This is a genomic window from Streptomyces sp. NPDC048361, from assembly GCF_040651795.1.
GTDB lineage: Bacteria > Actinomycetota > Actinomycetes > Streptomycetales > Streptomycetaceae > Streptomyces.
This window is the reverse complement of sequence record NZ_JBEZKW010000069.1, coordinates 19140-34751: the sequence shown is the minus strand read 5'-3', so window position 1 is coordinate 34751 and position 15612 is coordinate 19140. Positions and strand designations below refer to the sequence as shown.

Below are 15612 nucleotides of genomic sequence, written 5' to 3'. Positions count from 1 at the left end.
GCGTGATCGACATCAGCAACATCGACCTCTTCCTCGGCCTGGACGTCGGCAAGGGCGAACACCACGCCACCGCGGTGACCCCGGCCGGGAAGAAGGCGTTCGACAAGCGGCTGCCCAACAGCGAGCCCAGACTCCGCGAGGTGTTCGGCAGGCTTCAGGCCAAGCACGGAACCGTCCTCGTGGTCGTCGACCAGCCCGCCACCATCGGCGCCCTGCCGCTGGCCATCGCCCGGGACATGGGCTGCGAAGTCGCCTATCTGCCCGGCCTGACGATGCGGCGGATCGCCGACCTCTATCCCGGCGAGGCCAAGACCGACGCCCGCGACGCGTTCATCATCGCGGACGCGGCCCGCGCTATGCCGCACACCCTGCGCTCGCTCGAACTGGACGACGAGACCGTCGCCGAGCTGGAGATGATCGTCGGCTTCGACGACGACCTGGCCGCGGAAGCAACCCGGCTCTCCAACCGGCTCCGCGGCCTGTTCACGCAGGTCCATCCGCATCTCGAACGGGTCCTGGGTCCGCGCATGCAGCACCCGGCCGTGCTGAAACTGCTCAGCCAGTACGGCTCTCCGGCCCAGATCCGCAAGGCCGGACGGCGACGGCTGGTCACCCTGATCCGCCCGAAGGCGCCCAGGATGGCCGAGCGGCTCGTCGACGACATCTTCACGGCACTCGACGAGCAGACCGTGGTCGTCGCGGGCACGGACGCAGCTTCGCTGATCGTCCCCAGCCTCGCCGACTCGCTCCAAGCGGTCCTTGACCAGCGCAAACTCATCGCCGCCCAGATCGAGGAACTGCTGGAGTCCCACCCTCTTTCCCAGGTCCTGATGTCCATGCCCGGCATCGGCATCAGGACCGGAGCCCGCATCCTCATCGACGTCGGAGACGGAACCAACTTCCCCTCCGCCGCCCACCTCGCCGCCTACGCCGGCCTTGCCCCTACGACGCGGAGCTCGGGCACCTCAATCCGCGGCGAACAGCAGTCCAGACGCGGGAATAAGCAGCTCAAACGGGCCTTCTTCCTCTCCGCGTTCGCCGCCCTGGCCGACCCCGCCTCGCGCACCTACTACGACAAAAAGATCAAAGAGGGCAAACACCACACACAAGCACTCCTCTGCCTCGCCCGTCGCCGAGCCGACGTCCTCTTCGCCATGCTCCGCGACGGCACCTTCTACCAACCACCAACCCCGATCACCCCTTGACCAAAGTCATAGGGGCACCCCCCCCGCATGTCGGGGCCCCGCGCGGTCTGGGGGAGGGGGCCGTACGGCAGCCCCGGGGCGGGTCCTAGGGCCGCCCGCACTCATGGCGTTCGCCTCTCACCGACACCCCCGCCCCAGGCGCACCGTGGATATGTCAGAACTCGTCTCAACCCCCTGGGAAGCACCATGAGTTCCGCGCTTGAGCCATCCACCCGACACGACGCCGGACCCGTCGCCGCTGAGGCATCCGAGGCCGCTGCGGCATCCGATGTCTCGTACGACCCGGAGAACTATCGCCCCGGCCGCACCATCACCGCGTGGGAGCCGGAGAACGAGGTGTTCTGGCGCTCGGTCGGCCGGAAGGTCGCCACCCGGAACCTGTGGATCGCCGTCCCCGCCCTCCTCGTCGCCTTCGTGGTGTGGCAGGTCTGGTCGGTCACCGCGACCAACCTCAAGGACGTCGGCTTCTCCTTCTCCACCTCGCAGCTGTTCTGGCTCACCGCCATCCCGGGCCTGACCGGCGGCACGGCCCGCATCCTCTACACCTTCCTCGGCCCGATGATCGGCCAGCGCCGCTTCACCGCGCTCTCCACGGTGATCCTGATCGTCCCGCTGATCTGGCTCGGCATCGCCATCCAGGACACCTCCACCCCGTACGGCGTCATGGTGATCATCGCCGCGCTCTGCGGCATCGGCGGCGCCAACTTCGCCTCCTCGCTCGCCAACATCGGCTTCTTCTTCCCGAAGAAGGAGAAGGGCAACGCCACCGGCATCAACGGCGGCCTCGGCAACCTCGGCGTCTCCGTCGTGCAGCTCCTGACCCCGATCGTCATCACCTTCTCGACCATCGCGATCGGCAGCGCCCAGCACAAGAAGGACGGCACCCCGGTCTACCTCCAGAACGCCGCGTTCCTGTGGGTCCCGGTCCTTATCGTGCTCGCCCTGATCGCCTGGTTCGGCCAGAACGACCTGAAGGTCGCCTCCACCCCCTTCAGCCGCCAGAAGGTCATTTTCCAGCGCAAGCACAACTGGCTGATGACCTGGCTGTACGTCGGCACCTTCGGCTCCTTCATCGGCTTCGCCGCTGCGCTGCCGCTGCTGATCAAGACGACCTTCCCGGCGTACTCCGTCGCCACCTACGCCTGGATGGGCCCGGCGCTCGGCGCGCTGGCCCGCTGGGCCGGCGGCTGGATCGCCGACAAGCTCGGCGGCGCCAAGGTCACCATCATCTCGTTCGTCGGTATGGCCCTCGCGATCATCGGTGTCATCAACTTCCTTCCCGTGGGCGGCGGTTCGGGCAACTTCTTCGGGTTCTTCGGCTGCTTCCTCGCCGCGTTCTTCTTCTCCGGCGTGGGCAACGGCTCGACCTTCCGGCAGATCCCGGTGATCTTCCGCAACCAGCACCTGAAGGGCTTGGAGGAGGGAACTCCGGAGTACGCCAAGGCGCTCAAGCAGGCCGAGATGGAGGCGGGCGCCGTCACCGGCTTCACTTCCGCGATCGCCGCGTACGGCTTCTTCTTCATCCCGGCGATGTTCGCCAACTTCGCGGTGACCAGCGCGATGTGGGGCTTCGTGGCCTTCTACGTCAGCTGCATCGCGGTCGCCTGGTGGTTCTACGCCCGCAAGGGCGCGGAGGCCCCTAGCTAGGGAGGCCTGAGGCGCCCCAGCCAGGAAGGCGCCCAGCTGGGGAGGCCTGAGGCGCCCCAGCCAGGAAGGCGCCCAGCTGGGGAGGCGTGAGGCGCCCCAGCCAGGGAGGCGCCCAGCTGGACCGCGGATTCGCCGAACGCAGGGCCCGCACGTTCTGTGCGGGCCCTTTGCCGTATCCCTTCGCCATACCCCTCTGCCGTCCCCCTTTGTCGTCCCCCTTTGTCGTCCCCGAGGGATTCTTTCCGAAATTCTTGTGAATGTGTTCACAAGCGAACTAGGGTCCAAAGTCCCGAGTAGATGTGCAGGTCAGGTGGCCTGTCAAGGAAACCGGTGAGCCGATGAGGGGGCTTTCGGCCCCCATGTGGTGACCTATGCCGCCGCAATCGATCGATCAAAGGGAGTGCAATGGAGGCAGCCGAAGAGCTACCGCGAAAGCCTCGCTCGACGGCACACGAAGTACCAGTCGAAGGCGATTCGGAAGGGTGCCCGCCATGACCGCGACCCCCGCAGAGGCGACGAAGAACCGCGAGGCCTGGGACGGCTTCAAGGGCGGACTGTGGCGCGACGCCATCGACGTCCGCGACTTTGTGCAGCAGAACTACACCCCCTACGAGGGCGACGCCGACTTCCTCGCCGGCCCCACCCCGCGCACCACCGCCCTGTGGGAGAAGCTCCTGTCGATGTTCCCCCAGGAGATCGAGCAGGGCATCTACGACGTGGACGTAAAGACCCCGTCCCGCATCGACGCCTTCAAGCCCGGTTACATCGACGGCACCCCGGCCGGTCACAGCGACCTCATCGTCGGCCTCCAGACCGACGCCCCGCTCAAGCGCTCCATCATGCCCAACGGCGGATGGCGGATGGTCGAGAACGCCCTCAATGCCTACGGCTACGAGGCCGACCCCGGCGTACGCGACGTCTACACCCACCTTCGCAAGACCCACAACGAGGGCGTCTTCGACGCGTACACCCCCGAGATCCGGGCCTGCCGCTCCTCCGGCATCATCACGGGCCTGCCCGACGCCTACGGGCGCGGCCGCATCATCGGCGACTACCGCCGCGTCGCCCTCTACGGCGTCGACCGCCTCATCGCCGCCAAGGAGGCCGACAGGGCGCGCCTCGGCGAGGACTGGGCCAGCGAAACGGTCATCCGCGACCGCGAGGAGGTCTCCGAGCAGATCAAGGCCCTGAACGAGCTCAAGGCCATGGCCCTCTCCTACGGCTACGACATCTCCGGCCCCGCCACCACCGGCCGCGAGGCGATCCAGTGGCTGTACTTTGCCTACCTCGCCGCCGTGAAGGAGCAGAACGGCGCCGCGATGTCGATCGGCCGCATCGACAACTTCCTCGACATCTACCTCCAGCGCGACATCGAGGCCGGCCTGATCACGGAGGAGCAGGCGCAGGAGTTCATCGACGACTTCGTCATCAAGCTCCGTATCGTCCGCTTCCTGCGCACCCCCGAATACAACACGCTGTACTCCGGCGACCCCACCTGGGTCACCTGGTCCATGGCCGGCATCGGCGAGGACGGCCGGCCGCTCGTCTCGCGCACCACCTTCCGCGCCCTGCAGACCCTCTACAACCTCGGCCCCGCGCCCGAGCCCAACCTCACCGTCTTCTGGGACCGCCAACTCCCCGCAGGATTCCGGGACTTCGCCTCGCGCGTCGCCATCGACACCTCGGCGATCCAGTTCGAGTCGGACGCCCTGATGCGCCCCAAGTACGGTGACGACACCGCGATCGCCTGCTGCGTCTCGGCGATGGCCGTGGGCAAGCAGATGCAGTTCTTCGGCGCCCGCGTCAACGTCGCCAAGGCCCTGCTGTACGCGATCAACGGCGGCCGCGACGAGAAGAGCGGCAAGCTCGTCGTCGAGGGCTTCACCCCCATCGAGGGGGAGTACCTCGACTACGAGACGGTGTCCCGGCAGTACGACGCGATGCTGGACTGGCTGGCCAAGACGTACGTCCACGCGCTCAACGTCATCCACTACATGCACGACAAGTACGCCTACGAGCGCATCGAGATGGCCCTCCACGACCAGGACATCCTGCGCACCATGGCCTTCGGCATCGCGGGGCTCTCGGTGGCCGCCGACTCGCTGTCCGCGATCAAGCACGCCAAGGTCAAGGTCGTACGCGACGAGACCGGCCTCGCCGTCGACTACGAGATCGAGGGCGACTACCCGGCGTACGGCAACAACGACGACCGCGCCGACGCGTTCGCCACCCGGATCGTGCACGACTTCATGGAGAAGGTGCGCAAGAACCCCACCTACCGGGGCGCCGTCCACACCCAGTCGGTGCTGACCATCACCTCGAACGTCGTCTACGGCCAGAAGACCGGCAACACCCCCGACGGCCGCCGCGCCGGCCTGCCGTTCGCGCCCGGCGCCAACCCGATGAACGGTCGCGACGAGCACGGCTACATCGCCTCCGCGCTCTCCGTCGCCAAGCTGCCCTACGACGACGCCGAGGACGGCATCTCGCTCACCAACACCATCACCCCCGACGCGCTCGGCCGCACCCCGCAGGAGCGCGTCGACAACCTGTCCGGCGTGCTCGACGGGTTCATGGCGAGCAACGGCTTCCACATGAACGTCAACGTCCTGGACAAGGCGACCCTGGAGGACGCCATGGAGCACCCGGAGAACTATCCCCAGCTCACCATTCGGGTCTCGGGCTACGCGGTGAACTTCGTCCGCCTCAGCCGCGAGCAGCAGCTGGACGTGATCAACCGGACGTTCCACGAAGGGCTGTGAGATGGCCGTCCTGCTCGGCCCCGAGATCCCCGTCGGCCGGCCCGCCCGCGCCGACGGGGGCGAGGGCCTCGGCGCGCCGGCCAGTGCGCCGGGTACGCCCAGCGCGCCCAGTGGGCCCGGTATGCCCAGTGCGCCCAGTGCGCCCGGTACGCCCTGTACGCCTGCCGGGGCGGTCACCCGGCGGCCGGTCGCGGGCTCGGTGCACTCCTGGGACCTGTCGACCGGCGTCGACGGGCCGGGCACGCGCTTCGTCACCTTCCTCTCGGGCTGCCCGCTGACCTGCCTGTACTGCCACAACCCGGACACCTGGCGGATGCGGAACGGCAAGCGCACCACGGCCGACGAGGTGGTGGCCGAGGCCGCGAAGTACACGACGTTCATCCAGGCGGCGGGCGGCGGCGCCACCGTCAGCGGCGGCGAACCGCTGCTCCAGCCCGTCTTCGCGGGCGAACTCCTCCACCGCTACAAGCACGAGCTCGGCCTGCACACCGCCCTGGACACCTCCGGGTTCCTGGGCGCCCGGGCCACCGACGCGCTGCTGCGCGACGTCGATCTGGTGCTGCTCGACATCAAGTCGTGGGACCGCGCCACGTACCAGAAGGTCACGGGCCGCCCACTGCAGCCGACCCTCGACTTCGCGCACCGGCTCGCGGACCTGGGCAAGGAGGTCCACATCCGCTTCGTGCTCGTACCTGGCCTGACCGACGCCCCGGCCAACATCGAGGGCGTCGCCTCCTTCGCGGCGTCCCTCGGCAACGTGTCCCGCGTGGACGTCCTGCCCTTCCACAAGCTGGGCGAGAGCAAGTGGGATGCATTGGACATGACCTTCACCCTGCACGACACCCCGTCGCCGAGCGCGGACGAGCTGACGGCGGCCCGGGAGATGTTCGCGTCGTACGGCCTGCACGCGGTCTGATCGGGGGCGGGCCGGGTGGGCCGGGTCGGGTCGGGAGGCCCGGAGTCGGGAGACCCGGAGTCGGGAGGCCCGGAGTCGGGAGGACTGGCGCCGGCGGGTCTGATCCGGGCGGGCCGGATCCGTGCGGAGAGCGGGAGGCCGTTTCGGGGCGGCTCACCCTGTTGATCCCTAAAACGAGTGGTTCGGGCCGGAACATCCCTACCGTGAGGGGGTGACCGAGCCACCCGCACCCCCCGCAGCAGCGCCGGACGCGTCCTCGCCGGACGTGGTGCCTCCAACGGCTCCGGCCGCCCCGCCGCCCGGCCGAGGGTCGGTGGCGCTGCGCGCGACGCTGGCCGGGGTGGTCGTGTCCGTGCTGCTCATCCTCGCCATCGTCTTCGGCAGTCGGCTGCTCAAGGACTTCGACTCCGCGCTCCTTCCCTACGCGGTCGCCACCGTGTTCCTGGCCTTCGGTGTCGCCTACCGCTACACCGTGTGGATCTCCTCTCCGGGCGCGCGCCGCCTCTTCAGGCAGGGCTGGCGGAGCCTGTTCTCGGCTGCCAACTTCCGCAAGGCGCCCACCGCCCTGCCGAAGATGATCGCCACCTACCTCGGCTTCCAGAAGTTCCTCGGCGCCCGCTCGCACGCCCGCTGGGCCGCCCACCAGCTGATCTTCTGGGGCTGCATCCTGGCCGCCGCGATCACGTTCCCGCTGACCTGGGGCTGGTTCACGTTCACCTCGGCGTCCGGCTCGGGCCCCGGGTACGAAATGCGGATCTGGGGGTTCAAGATCCTCGGCTTCGACGCGCTGAGCGTGGTCGGCTGGCTGATGTTCCACGGCCTGGACATCGCCGCCGTCCTGGTCATCCCCGGCGCCTCGTACTTCCTGTGGCGGCGGATGAAGGACCGCGGCGCCATCACCGGCCAGCGCTTCGGCTACGACCTCGTCCCGCTGATCGCGCTGATCGTCATCTCCGTGACCGGGCTCCTCCTGACCTTCTCGTCGATCTTCCTGCACGGCGGCGGCTACGAGTTCCTCGCCGTCCTGCACATGGTGTCGGTGGTCTTCACGCTCATCTACATCCCGTTCGGGAAGTTCTTCCACATCGTGCAGCGGCCGGCCGCCGTCGGCATGCAGCTCTTCAAGTACACCTCCCGCCAGGACGAGCAGGTCTTCCCGTGCAAGCGCTGCGGCGAGCCGGTCGACACCGCCCCGTACGTCGAGAACCTGCGCGGCACCATGCGTGACCTGAAGCTCGACTTCGATGCCTGGGCCGAGTACTGCCCGCGCTGCAAGCGGGTGCTGCGCGGCACCGCCTACCTCAGCCACGTCAAGAAGGGCTTCAAGTGAGCAGCCAGCACATTCCGCTCGACCCTTCGATCGCGCCGCCCGGCACCCGCAACTTCCGGGACGCGGGCGGCATCCCGGCCGACCAGTGGCACGCCGACCAGAACGGCGAGACCCTCGTGCCCACCCACTGCTGCTTCTGCGGGGTGCAGTGCGGCATGTATCTGCGGGTCGACCGCGCGGGCAAGGTGTTCGGCGTCGAACCCCGCAACCACGACATCAACCGGATGCGCCTGTGCCCCAAGGGCATCAACGCCTACCAGCAGGTCAACCACCCCGACCGGCTGACCGCGCCGCTGATGCGCCGCTCCCGCGACGAGCCCTTCCGCGAGGTGTCCTGGGACGAGGCGCTCGACTTCACCGTGGCCGAGGTACGCCGCATCCAGGGCGCACACGGCAACGACGCCTTCGGTCTGCTCGGCGGGGCGAGCCTGTTCTCCGAGAAGACGTATCTGGTCGGCAAGTTCGGCCGGGTCGCGCTCAAGACGCGGCACGTCGACTACAACGGCAGGCTCTGCATGGTCTCCGCAGCAGGCGCCAACAAACTCTCCTTCGGCATCGACCGGGCGGGCAACCCGTTCTCCGACATCCTGCTCACCGACTGCCTCCTGATCGCCGGGTCCAACGTCGGCGAGTGCTTCCCCGTGATGACCCAGTACGTGTGGGGTGCCCGGGATCGCGGCGCCGCCCTGATCGTGATCGACCCGCGCGAGACGGCCATCGCGCGCACCGCCGACATCCATGTCGCCCTCAAGCCGGGCACGGACGCCGCGTTCTTCAATGCCGTACTCAACGTCGTCATCCAGGAGAACCTCGTCGACAAGGAGTTCGTCGCCGAGCACACCACCGGCTGGGACGAGGTGCGCGCCTCCGTCGCCGAGTGCACGCCCGAGTGGGCCGGCGACATCTGCGGGACCCCGGCCTCCCAGGTCGTCCAGGTCGCCCGGGCCTTCGCGGGCGCCGAGCGGGCGATGGCCTGGCACGCGCGGGGCATCGAGCACCATTCGCAGGGCGTCGAGAACTGCCTGACCGTCATCAACCTGTGCACCGCCACCGGCAACCTCGGCAAGCCCGGCGCCGGCTACGGCACCATCACCGGTCAGGGCAACGGCCAGGGCGGACGCGAACACGGACAGAAATCCGACCTGCTGCCCGGCGGCCGCTCCATCTCCAACCCGGAGCACCGGCGCCAGATCTGCGAGATCTGGGGCATCGACGAGACCGAACTCCCGCCCGCCGGGACCTCGATGATGGAAATGGTCTGGCAGATGCAGCGCCAGGAGATCCGCGGTCTCATCGGCATCTGCAACAACCCGTTCGTCTCCCTCCCCAACTACGCGACGGTCAAGTCCGGTTACGACACTCTGGAGTTCCACGCCCAATTCGACTTCTTCCTCTCCGAGACAGCGGCCAACGCGCACGTCGTCTTTCCGGTCACCACCTGGGCTGAGGACGAGGGTGTGATGGCCAACGCCGAAGCGCGGGTGGTCAAGCACAACAAGGCGCAGGAGCCGCCGCCGGGGGTGCGCACCGACACCTGGGTGATGTGTCAGCTCGCCCAACGCCTGGGCGAGGGCGACAAGTTCGACTATCCGGGCTCGCGCGAAGTGTTCGAGGAGCTGCGGATCGCGTCGGCCGGAACCGTCAACGACTACTACGGCATCACCTACGAGCGTCTTGAGGAGACCGGCGGCATCTCTTGGCCCTGCCCCTCCACCGACCACCCCGGCACACCCCGCCTGTTCGAGGGCGGCAAGACCGCGCACCCGGACGGCAAGGTGCATATGCAGGTCGTCGAGTGGCATCCGCCGATGGACCCCTATGACGAGGACCATCCGATGTCGCTCACCACGGGCCGTACCGTGGCGCACTTCCTGTCGGGCAACCAGACCCGCAGGCTCGGCGCGCTCGTCGAGCAGACGCCGCGCCCATGGGTGGAGGTCCATCCCTCGCACGGCTTCCGCAACGGTGACCCCGTGCGGGTGGTGACCCGGCGCGGCAGCGCGGTCTTCCCCGCCCTGGTCACCGAGGCCATCCGCCCGGACACGGTGTTCATCCCGTACCACTGGCCCGTGCCCACGGCCGCCAACGCGCTCACCATCGACGCCCTCGACCCCCGCTCGAAGATCCCCGAGTACAAGGTGTGTGCCTGCAGGATCGAGGCCGCCGACCGCATCGACGAGGTGCCGGCGCCGCCGACCGCGCCGGGCCACACGGCGTACCCGGCGACCCAGGTCTCGCGCACCGACCCCCTGCCCCCCACGGCCCCGCAGGGCCGTGGCACCGCGGAGAGGAGCTGAGGCCCCATGATGGGCAGAACGATCTTCATCGACCCGGGGCGTTGCATCGGCTGCCAGGCCTGTGTCTCGGCCTGTCGCGAGTGCGACTCGCACCGCGGCAAGTCCATGATCCATCTCGACTATCCCGACGAGGGTCATTCCGTCGCCTCCCTTCCGACCGTCTGCATGCACTGCGAGGACCCGGTCGCGCCCTGCGCCGAGGTGTGTCCCGCCGACGCGATCCTGGTGACCGCGGACGGGGTGGTGCAGCAGGCCGACACCACCCGCTGCATCGGGTGTGCCAACTGCGTCAACGCCTGCCCCTTCGGCGTACCGAAGATCGACCTCCAGGCGAAGCTGCAGATGAAGTGCAACCTCTGCTACGACCGCACCGCCTACGGCCTTGCCCCCATGTGCGCCACGGTCTGCCCGACCGGCGCGCTGTTCTACGGGACCATCGACGAGCTCCGCGCCGAACGCCCCGGGGTCCAGGTCGCCGACTCCTTCACGTTCGGCGATGTCGTCGTCTCCACCGGCGTGGCGATGGTCGTGCCCGCCGACAAGGTCCAGTGGCCGGTGCCTGGCGGCCTCCCGATCGTCGAGGTGAATGGAAAGCCCGTGACCGCAGCGAACTCCGGTCAGGGCGGCGGCGGGCCGCGGGCCGGTGGGGAGGACGTCGTCCGATGAGCGTCACCGACCAGTCGCCCGCCGCACCCGACCCCGGCGCGGACCCCGCCCGGGCCGCCCTCCACGACCGCATCGCCGCCGACTCCCTCACCACCCGCCGCGACTACCTCCGTATCGTCGCCACCGTCTCGGGCGGCCTCGCCGTCGGCGGACTCGCGGTCGCCGGCGGAGTACTGCACCGTCACGGCGACGCCGACGGCCCGCCCGACGCCAAACGCATCGCCCCCGTGCTCGCCCCCGGCGAGTCCGTCGCCTTCCGCTTCCCCGGTGAGGACGACCGCGCCGTCGCCGTCCGCCTCAAGGACGGCACCCTCGTCGGCTACTCCGCGGTCTGTACGCATCTGGCCTGCGGGGTCCTGTGGCGCAAGGACCGTGGCGCCGAGGGCGAGTTGTACTGCCCCTGCCACGAAGGGGTCTTCGACGCCCGCACCGGCGAGGTCACCGCGGGACCGCCGCCGCGTCCGCTGCCCAAGGTGCTCCTGGTGGAGGAGGCCGACGGCAGCGTCTGGGCGGTGGCCACGGCACGCTCCGGTGAGAGCACCAAGGACGCCATGTGCCGAGAGTTCGCCAACAAGCGCCCCGACCTGGCCGGCCGCCTGGGCTGCCCCGCCGCCGACACCGCGGGCGCCGGTGCCGGGGGTGCCGATGCCTGGGGTGCCGAGGGCGGATCTGCCGGTGCCGGGGGTGCCTGGGGTGCCGATGTCAGGGCGGCTGGTGCCCGGGCTGCCGGTGCCGGGGTTGCCGAGAGGAGCGAGCGGGCATGAGCGCCGAGAACCATGGCTACCCCGGGCCGGACGACCTGCCCGGCGCCCACGGAACCGAGTCCGGCGGCGGCCCGGGTGGCCAGGGAGACCCGCGTAGTAGTCAGAGAGACCCGCGTGCCCAGGGAGATCCGCGGGGCCCAGGCGGCTCCCCCGGCCGTGGGGGTTTCGGCGGCTCGACCGGCGCCGACGGCCTGCCGGGGCCGGGCGGACACTCCGGTCGCGAACCCGCGGGCGCGGGGCCCGGCCCGTACCCCGCCGGTGCCATGGGGCACCCGGGGCCGGGTGAGAACCCTGTGGTTCCCGCGCGGCCCGCGTACACCCCCGGCTCCGCACAGGCCCGGCTCAACAGGCCGGTCCAAGAGCGCTACCCCCAGATCCGCCCGACCAGCGGCTATGGCGACCCCCGAGTCCGGCACACCGGGCCCGGGCCGGGTGCCGGCAGCGAGCAGGAACCGGAGCGTTCCTCGAAACTGACGGCCCGCCTCGTGCTGGCGATCACGGTGGTCATCGGCCAGCTGTGGGGGCTGACCGTGGTGGTCAACGAGTGGATGAGGGGCAACACCGGCACCGCCTGGTGGGGTGCGGGATTCCTGTGTCTGTCGTTCCTGGTCGTCCTCGGCCTGTGGGCGCTCGACCCGAAGGACCGGTGAGCGAGGCGCTGCCGAGGGTGCTTGGGACGCCACCTTGCTCGACCCGAAGGACCGGTGAGCGAGGTGCTGCCGACGGTGCTTGGGACGCCACCCGGCCGGCGGCTGCCTCGCCCCGCCGTACTCGGCCGGCCACCGGCCCGCCCCGCCGTACCCTGGAGGCATGAGCACCGTCCCCACCTCCGGCCCGCCCGACCGGGATCCAGCGCCCAAGGAGCAGTCCAAGCCCAAGCCCAAGCTGGTCTTCGACGACCCGCTCGACCAGCAGTCCGCCGACGACACGGACCGCGGGTGGGGCGAGCGGCCGACGGCGTCCGCGGGCAGCGCCGCCGACTTGGCGCGCTTCCTCGACGAGAAGCCGCCCCACCACATCTGAGACCTACGCAACGGCAGCTGAGCCGTACGGGACGGCGCCTGAGCTGTACGGGGTCGAGTCAGAGCCCGGCCGGGCCGGTGCCGGCGCCGGATCCCGTGCCAGTGCCGGAGCCGGGGTCGTAACCCGGGCCGCCGGCCGATCCCGTACCGGAGCCCGTGCCGGGGCCGCGCTGGGAGATCAGCGCGTCGCGGATTTCCTTCAGCACCTCCAGCTCGCTGACCTCCATCGTCTCGCGCACCCCTTCCTTGGCCGCGTCGTGCCGCGCCCTCTTCGCCAGGATCCTGGCCATCGGGAGCACCATCAGGAAGTACACGACTGCAGCGGTGATGAGGAAGCTCAGCAGCGCGCTGAGCACCCCGCCCCAGGCGATCCGGATGCCCGCGTCGACGGTGCAGGGGGCCTTCAGGCAGGAGCTGTAGCTCTCCAGATCCTTCGTGCCGAACGCGCCGACCAGCGGGTTGATCACACCCTTCACCACGGAGTTGACGATGTTGGTGAACGCGGCGCCGATCACCACGGCGACCGCCAGGTCGATCACGTTCCCGCGCATCAAAAAGGCCTTGAAGCCGGCCAGCACGCTTGTCTTGTCCTCGCTCACCAATGAGCCCTTCTTCGCATGTGCAGGGGGCAGAGCAAACTCCTGCGCCACCATGGACAGCGCGGGTCGATGCTGTCCAATCCATGTACGCGAACTGGTGACTTGCCCGCTCGGCCGTACGAATCAGCACAGGGTCACCGCCAGTTTGGACGTGGTCCCCGCCCCCGCCAGCACCCGGGCGGTCTCACGTGGCACGGCGAGGACGACGAGCGCCCCGGAGTCCGGCGAGACGCCGCCTGTCTGAGGAACTCCCGTCACCCTCACGCCCGTTGCCAGGATGCGGGCCTCGTCGGCGCCCCGTGAGGGCGAGTTGGCGGATGCGATCACGTCGACGCGGTCGCCGGGCCTCAGTAGCCGTACGGTCTCCGCGTCCGCGATCCGTACCGGCGCGGACACCACCGGGACCGCGACCTTCCGCGCCGGCCCTCTTTCGCGAGGCGCCGGGGCCGCGGTCGAGGCTGCGGCCGCCGCCGGGTGCGTACGCTCGGCTGCCTGCGTGCTGGAGACGGCCAGGGCCGCGGCCGTGACGGCCAGGCCCGCGGCGACCGCCCGCCGGCGCCTGCGCATCGCGCGGCGGAATCCGTGCCGCCCGCCGCGCACCCGTAGCGGCGGGAAGAACGGCACCGTGCCGGGCTCGGGTGCCGGCATGGGCGGCGGGAAGGGGAGGCGGTAGGGCGAGGGAGGAGCGGGAGCGGTAGGAGAAGTGGAAGAAGTAGGAGAAGTAGGAGAAGTAGGCGAAGTAGAGGTGAGGGAGCGGGACTTGGACGCGGACGCGCGCGCCGGTACGTGCGGGTAAGCGGACGCCGGTGCCGGTGCGGACGGGGGCGTTGTGCGGTCTGCGGACATGGTGACCACTGCCGATCGTGGAGTGCCTGTGCTGCTCGGACGCTCCTCACGATCCCCCGTCCCGCGAGATCTCGCCGGTGCCTGTGGACCAGGACCCGTTTGTGGACAACTCCCTCATCCGGACGGGTGGTTCCCGGACCTCATGGCAGCTCGATGCCCAGCTCCCAGCCGTCGTGCGCGTGCGGGCACAGGCAGGCGCGGTCCTCGGTGGCGGGCAGGGCCGCGACCGCGTCGAAGAGCACCTCGCGCAGGCGCGCCACGTTCTCGCCGAACACCCGCAGGACCTCGGCGTGCGAGACGCCCTCGCCGGTTTCCGCGCCGGCGTCCAGGTCGGTGACGAGGGTCATCGAGGTGTAGCAGAGCCCCAGTTCGCGGGCGAGTACGGCTTCGGGGTGACCGGTCATGCCCACCACCGACCAGCCCATCGCCGCGTGCCATTGCGATTCGGCGCGGGTCGAGAAGCGGGGGCCTTCGATCACGACCATGGTGCCGCCGTCCACGGCCTCCCAGCCGCGTCCCTCGGCGGCGGTGAGGGCGGCCTTGCGGCCGTCGGGGCAGTACGGGTCGGCGAACGTGGTGTGCACGACGTTGGGAACCGTGCCGTCCGGCAGGGGCAGCCCGTCGAAGAAGGTCTGGGCGCGCGCCTTCGTACGGTCGACCAGCTGGTCCGGCACGAGCAGGGTGCCCGGGCCGTACTCGCGGCGCAGGCCGCCGACCGCGCACGGGCCGAGGACCTGGCGCACGCCGACGGAGCGCAGCGCCCACAGGTTGGCGCGGTAGTTGATGCGGTGCGGCGGAAGGTGGTGGCCGCGGCCGTGGCGGGGCAGGAACGCCACGCGGCGGCCGGCGATCTCGCCGAGGAAGAGTGAGTCGCTGGGGGAGCCGTAGGGAGTGTCCACCTGGACCTCGGTGACGTCCTCCAGGAACGAGTAGAACCCCGAGCCGCCGATGACGCCGATCTCTGCGTTGGTCATGCCGGTCACACTAACGGTGGGTCCGCGGGCTCAAACCCCGCCATCGCATGGGCCGGTGTGCCGAAGCGGCCACCCATGGGTGGGCTCCTCCGCCGGTGCCTCCGGGCGCCATGTGGGGCCGGTGCGTCAAAACCCCCGTCCACGGGCGGACTCCTCCACCGAACCCCGGCCGACGGGTGGCACGTACGCCAAAACCCCCGCCGTGGGACGGCGGGGGTGGTGCGCAGCTTGTGGGTCAGGCGGCCGGGCTGGCGCTCGACGAGGTCGACGAGGTCGAACCGGAGCTCGACGCCGCGGCCGGCTTGGCGTCCGAACCCGACGACGACTTGGCCGTCGACGAGGACGACGACGCGGGTGAGCTGCTCGACGACGAGCCGCGGCTGTCGTTGCGGTAGAAGCCCGAGCCCTTGAAAACGATGCCGACCGCCGAGAACACCTTCTTCAGGCGTCCGTCGCAGTTCGGGCACACGGTCAGGGCGTCATCGGTGAACTTCTGCACCGCCTCGAGGCCCTCGCCGCACTCGGTGCACTGGTACTGGTAGGTCGGCACTTGTCTTCCTCCTGGCACTCTCACTCGATGAGTG

Annotated in this window: 14 protein-coding genes; 10 read left to right on the top strand and 4 right to left on the bottom strand. The window is 69.8% G+C overall.

Features of this window, described 5'->3' with window-relative positions:
- Positions 1 to 2: 2 nt before the first annotated feature.
- The 10 genes from AB0D31_RS29485 to AB0D31_RS29440 all read left to right on the top strand — a co-directional run bounded on the left by AB0D31_RS29485 (position 3) and on the right by AB0D31_RS29440 (position 12610).
- The gene (locus AB0D31_RS29485) at positions 3 to 1205 is read left to right on the top strand and encodes an IS110 family transposase (RefSeq protein ID WP_362728736.1); all 1203 of its coding nucleotides are present in this window, start codon (positions 3 to 5) and stop codon (positions 1203 to 1205) included.
- A gap of 186 nt (positions 1206 to 1391) precedes the next feature.
- Entirely contained in the window at positions 1392 to 2852 is a 1461-nt protein-coding gene (locus AB0D31_RS29480; RefSeq protein WP_362728734.1) for an MFS transporter, read from the top strand.
- A 491-nt stretch (positions 2853 to 3343) separates the two neighbouring features.
- Positions 3344 to 5614, top strand: coding sequence for a formate C-acetyltransferase (pflB, locus tag AB0D31_RS29475; protein WP_362728732.1), 2271 nt, complete (start codon positions 3344 to 3346; stop codon positions 5612 to 5614).
- A 1-nt stretch (position 5615) separates the two neighbouring features.
- Positions 5616 to 6530, top strand: coding sequence for a pyruvate formate-lyase-activating protein (pflA, locus tag AB0D31_RS29470; RefSeq protein WP_362728730.1), 915 nt, complete (start codon positions 5616 to 5618; stop codon positions 6528 to 6530).
- Positions 6531 to 6795: 265 nt separating this feature from the next.
- Positions 6796 to 7860 carry an MFS transporter gene (locus AB0D31_RS29465; RefSeq protein WP_362728742.1) on the top strand — a complete coding sequence of 355 codons (1065 nt, stop codon included), beginning with the start codon at positions 6796 to 6798 and terminating at the stop codon, positions 7858 to 7860.
- Positions 7857 to 10157: a molybdopterin oxidoreductase family protein gene (locus AB0D31_RS29460; RefSeq protein ID WP_362728729.1), complete on the top strand. Its 2301-nt coding sequence runs from the start codon at positions 7857 to 7859 to the stop codon at positions 10155 to 10157. Before AB0D31_RS29465 ends, AB0D31_RS29460 begins: the two co-directional genes overlap by 4 nt.
- Before the next feature lie 6 nt (positions 10158 to 10163).
- Positions 10164 to 10823: a 4Fe-4S dicluster domain-containing protein gene (locus tag AB0D31_RS29455; protein ID WP_362728727.1), complete on the top strand. Its 660-nt coding sequence runs from the start codon at positions 10164 to 10166 to the stop codon at positions 10821 to 10823.
- Positions 10820 to 11587 carry a Rieske (2Fe-2S) protein gene (locus AB0D31_RS29450; protein WP_362728725.1) on the top strand — a complete coding sequence of 256 codons (768 nt, stop codon included), beginning with the start codon at positions 10820 to 10822 and terminating at the stop codon, positions 11585 to 11587. Before AB0D31_RS29455 ends, AB0D31_RS29450 begins: the two co-directional genes overlap by 4 nt.
- A 293-nt stretch (positions 11588 to 11880) precedes the next feature.
- On the top strand, positions 11881 to 12237 hold the full coding sequence (locus AB0D31_RS29445) for a DUF6755 family protein (protein ID WP_362728723.1): 357 nt from the start codon (positions 11881 to 11883) through the stop codon (positions 12235 to 12237).
- Positions 12238 to 12397: 160 nt separating this feature from the next.
- Positions 12398 to 12610: a hypothetical protein gene (locus tag AB0D31_RS29440; protein ID WP_362728721.1), complete on the top strand. Its 213-nt coding sequence runs from the start codon at positions 12398 to 12400 to the stop codon at positions 12608 to 12610.
- 58 nt (positions 12611 to 12668) lie between these two features.
- Here AB0D31_RS29440 and mscL read toward each other — a convergent pair whose 3' ends face one another.
- From mscL to AB0D31_RS29420, 4 genes are all read right to left on the bottom strand, one after another.
- Complete coding sequence (mscL, locus tag AB0D31_RS29435; RefSeq protein ID WP_362728719.1) at positions 12669 to 13208, bottom strand: large conductance mechanosensitive channel protein MscL; 540 nt, start codon at positions 13206 to 13208, stop codon at positions 12669 to 12671.
- 123 nt (positions 13209 to 13331) lie between these two features.
- Positions 13332 to 13856 carry an RcpC/CpaB family pilus assembly protein gene (locus tag AB0D31_RS29430; protein WP_362728717.1) on the bottom strand — a complete coding sequence of 175 codons (525 nt, stop codon included), beginning with the start codon at positions 13854 to 13856 and terminating at the stop codon, positions 13332 to 13334.
- Between the two features lie 338 nt (positions 13857 to 14194).
- Positions 14195 to 15028 carry an S-methyl-5'-thioadenosine phosphorylase gene (locus AB0D31_RS29425; RefSeq protein ID WP_362728716.1) on the bottom strand — a complete coding sequence of 278 codons (834 nt, stop codon included), beginning with the start codon at positions 15026 to 15028 and terminating at the stop codon, positions 14195 to 14197.
- Between the two features lie 235 nt (positions 15029 to 15263).
- Positions 15264 to 15578, bottom strand: a complete 315-nt coding sequence (locus AB0D31_RS29420) for an FmdB family zinc ribbon protein (protein ID WP_362728714.1) — start codon at positions 15576 to 15578, stop codon at positions 15264 to 15266.
- Between the last annotated feature and the right edge of the window lie 34 nt (positions 15579 to 15612).

Coding starts and splice junctions, on each gene's coding strand:
- AB0D31_RS29455 (WP_362728727.1), top strand. CDS start 10,164: ATGATGGGCAGAACGATCTTCATCGACCCGGGGCGTTGCATCGGCTGC.
- AB0D31_RS29480 (WP_362728734.1), top strand. CDS start 1,392: ATGAGTTCCGCGCTTGAGCCATCCACCCGACACGACGCCGGACCCGTC.
- AB0D31_RS29425 (WP_362728716.1), bottom strand. CDS start 15,028: ATGACCAACGCAGAGATCGGCGTCATCGGCGGCTCGGGGTTCTACTCG.
- pflA (WP_362728730.1), top strand. CDS start 5,616: ATGGCCGTCCTGCTCGGCCCCGAGATCCCCGTCGGCCGGCCCGCCCGC.
- pflB (WP_362728732.1), top strand. CDS start 3,344: ATGACCGCGACCCCCGCAGAGGCGACGAAGAACCGCGAGGCCTGGGAC.
- AB0D31_RS29440 (WP_362728721.1), top strand. CDS start 12,398: ATGAGCACCGTCCCCACCTCCGGCCCGCCCGACCGGGATCCAGCGCCC.
- AB0D31_RS29450 (WP_362728725.1), top strand. CDS start 10,820: ATGAGCGTCACCGACCAGTCGCCCGCCGCACCCGACCCCGGCGCGGAC.
- AB0D31_RS29430 (WP_362728717.1), bottom strand. CDS start 13,856: ATGCCGGCACCCGAGCCCGGCACGGTGCCGTTCTTCCCGCCGCTACGG.